2 protein-coding genes and 1 pseudogene are annotated in these 2,724 nt (G+C 68.9%); 2 read left to right on the top strand and 1 reads right to left on the bottom strand.

The features are described from left to right. A pseudogene (locus tag AC08OO_RS11320) lies at positions 1-456 on the bottom strand (hypothetical protein); the annotation flags it as partial. A gap of 344 nt (positions 457-800) precedes the next feature. Between AC08OO_RS11320 and AC08OO_RS11315 the strand changes: the two are divergent. Both AC08OO_RS11315 and AC08OO_RS11310 read left to right on the top strand, forming a co-directional pair. Then, positions 801-1,388, top strand: a complete 588-nt coding sequence (locus AC08OO_RS11315; protein WP_476609863.1) for a hypothetical protein — start codon at positions 801-803, stop codon at positions 1,386-1,388. Between the two features lie 98 nt (positions 1,389-1,486). Beyond that, complete coding sequence (locus tag AC08OO_RS11310) at positions 1,487-2,194, top strand: hypothetical protein (RefSeq protein ID WP_476609864.1); 708 nt, start codon at positions 1,487-1,489, stop codon at positions 2,192-2,194. Positions 2,195-2,724: the final 530 nt, after the last annotated feature.

Raw genomic sequence — 2,724 nt, 5'->3', positions numbered from 1 at the left:
GTCCTCGGGAACGACGTCGTCAGGACGTGCGTCGTCGAACGGGAACGGCTGATCCGAGTCACCGGGCTCCACCGACTCGGCGGTCACGTCGAACGGACCCGGGTCCTCCGCCTCGTCCAGCGCATCTGGCACGTCTGGCACGTCTGGCACGTCCAACTCTTCGGCTTCGCCGAGCACCTCGGCACCCTCAAGTGCATCCGGGCCACCGGGTCCGGCCAGACCACCGGATCCGCCCGGGTCGTAGGGTCCGGTGGGGTCTTCCAGCTCGTCGCTGTCGTCCTGCCCGGCCGCCGGCTCGTCCGGGCCTCCGAGCTCGTTCGCCTCCTGCGCTCCGGGTGAACCGGTCACCGCCCCGAAAGGATCGATCCCGGCGACGCCACCATCGCTGGCGCGCGGGCCGTCCAGGGCACCGCCCGGGACATCGGAGGAGTCCCCGCCCGCGACCCCTGTGATCACCGCCGGAACCGGGTCGCCTGGCGAAACCACAGGTCCGTCCGGGCCGGTCAACGGTGCTTCCCGATCACATCTGCCGGGGCGTGGGATGCGGACATCCCGACGCTACCGTCCGAATCATCTAGATGATCAGCGTCCATGGTCGTGGCAACGGCGACGTGCACGACGGCCCCCCCTTCCTCCCGCAAGATCGCGAAAGATCTGCAGTATGCCTGTCCGCGAGATATGACGGTATCGCTCGGCCTCGTCAGGTAAAGGACAGCCATAACCGACATCTATCGGTCTGGTCGTCATCGGCGGCATCTGCGACGGTCGGTGGCAACGGCCCACTACCTTCCGGAGGCACCGTGTCCGAGTTCAGCTCCCGCCGCGCTCAGCGTCAGGTCCCGGCCAGGCGGAGCAACCCACTGCAGAAACTTGCCCGTGACCGGGCCCGGCAGGCCCGCCGACGCACTCGGCGCGATCAGCCGCTGCCGGATTACCTCGCCCGCTACGCGTCCGGACCGGACGGGCATCCCCGATCGGCATCGACTACGACGGGCAAGCCGCGACCGAGCGGGAATTCCCTCAAGCACCTGCGGCCGGTTCCGTGGACGTCGCTGGGACCCGCGATGGTCCTCGATGCCCGCGTCGACTTCTCGGACTGTGCCGGCTACAAGCGGCGCCCGGTGGTCGCGGTGCGGGTGGAGAACGGCGTCATCCTGGCCTTCCCGATTACCACTCAGGTACGTCGGCTCAGCTGGGTTTGCGGACGCCTGCTCGCCTTCCCGCGGGAGGCCGGTCTGCGCGAAGCCCAATCCGCGATCCTGTGGCGCCCGGTGGCAATCGAACGCTCCGATGTGATCCGGGTTCTCGGTCGTCTCATCGGCTCCGACCTCGAAGAGTTTCAGATTCACGCACGGGCGGTGCGCGGGGTCGACGGCAGCGACGCCTGACCCACGCCGGTATCCGGGCACGGACGAGATCGCCAGGGAAGCAACGACCGGAGGGGCCGGAACGACCCTGCGGAAGGGTACCGTTACACTCGCTCGCCATGCGGCTGCGGTTCCTCGTCGACGATCGGGTCGAATTCGACCAGCGGCTGCGCCGTTCCGACCAGCTGTGCGTCGGCGCCGCCCCGGACGACGTCTGCGGCGATGCCGCGTCGCACCGGCATCTGTCCGCCAGCCCGCCGGACCGGAAACTCTCCCGCCGGGCCGCCCGCGTGTCCGCCGCGCCGGGCGGCGGCTGGAATGTGGAAATCGCGAACCTGAACCAGGCCGATGTCCGGAACTGGGGACAGCCGACGTATCCCGTCGAGCAGGGCGGGCTGGTGTCGGTGACCGACCGGCCGACCGCGGTCTGGCTGCGCGGCACTCCGCAGCGCAGCTACCTGCTGTTATGCGAGCCGGAGCCGACCAGCGTCCGCCGAATCGCCCGCGATCGTCGAGTGACGGAGAGCAACGAGGTCGATCGCCTCTCCGAGAAGGAGACCGAGGCGATCCGCGTGGTCTTCGAACAGCATCTACGGTGGCCGCCCCTGCGTAACCCGGATCCACGTCCCAAGAAATCCGCCGCCGACCGGCTGGGGATCAAGCAGACCTCGCTCAACGACCGGTTGGCGGGCGCGCTGGAGAAGGCGAGGCGGGTCGGCTACCAACCACCGGGCGGGCAGGTCGCCCCGACCCGCGACGCCGACTGGGTGTACTGGCTCGTCGGCATCGGTGCGCTGGACTTCGAGATGCACGCGGGAATCGGCTAACCGTCCTGATCATCGAACGACGGCTGGCCGATCGAGCGAACCCGAGTCGGACGGACCCGGGGGGCGGCGCCGGACGAACGCGCACCCCCGGGTCGTTCCCCCTCGCCCGCGTCCTAACTCTCTACGCCTGCGCCTCTACGCCGGTGTTCTTCCCGTCCGCGCTTTCTCCCGATCCGCGCTTTCTCCCGATCCGCGCTTTCTCCCGATCCACGTGCTCCGCCGATCGACGCGCCCGCATGACTCGTCACTACCGATCCGGCTATTCCTCGTCGGACGCCTTGGCTCCGCTCGGCGTTGTCGAGATTTCCCGGGCGCATCGCATGAGCCGAAGATTCGCCTCCTGCTCAGCGAGCCCCCGATCACCCGATCGGGGGCTGTCCGACCCCGCGAGACGCGACCATGGAGATATGGTGATCTCGGTGGAGCGGCGGGTAGCGGTGGCGGCGGGTCCGGAACATCTGGAACTGCACATCGAAGAGCTACGGCCAGAGGGTTTCCCACTCGACGATCCCCCGCCGGAGATTCCCTGG

This window comes from Frankia sp. CeCAU1, from assembly GCF_977971845.1.
The sequence above is the reverse complement of the archived record's forward strand: the minus strand, read 5'-3'. Positions and strand labels throughout refer to the sequence as shown.

What these genes read in the sequence shown, in the direction of transcription:
- AC08OO_RS11310 (WP_476609864.1), top strand. Translation starts at nt 1,487, where the DNA reads ATGCGGCTGCGGTTCCTCGTCGACGATCGGGTCGAATTCGACCAGCGG.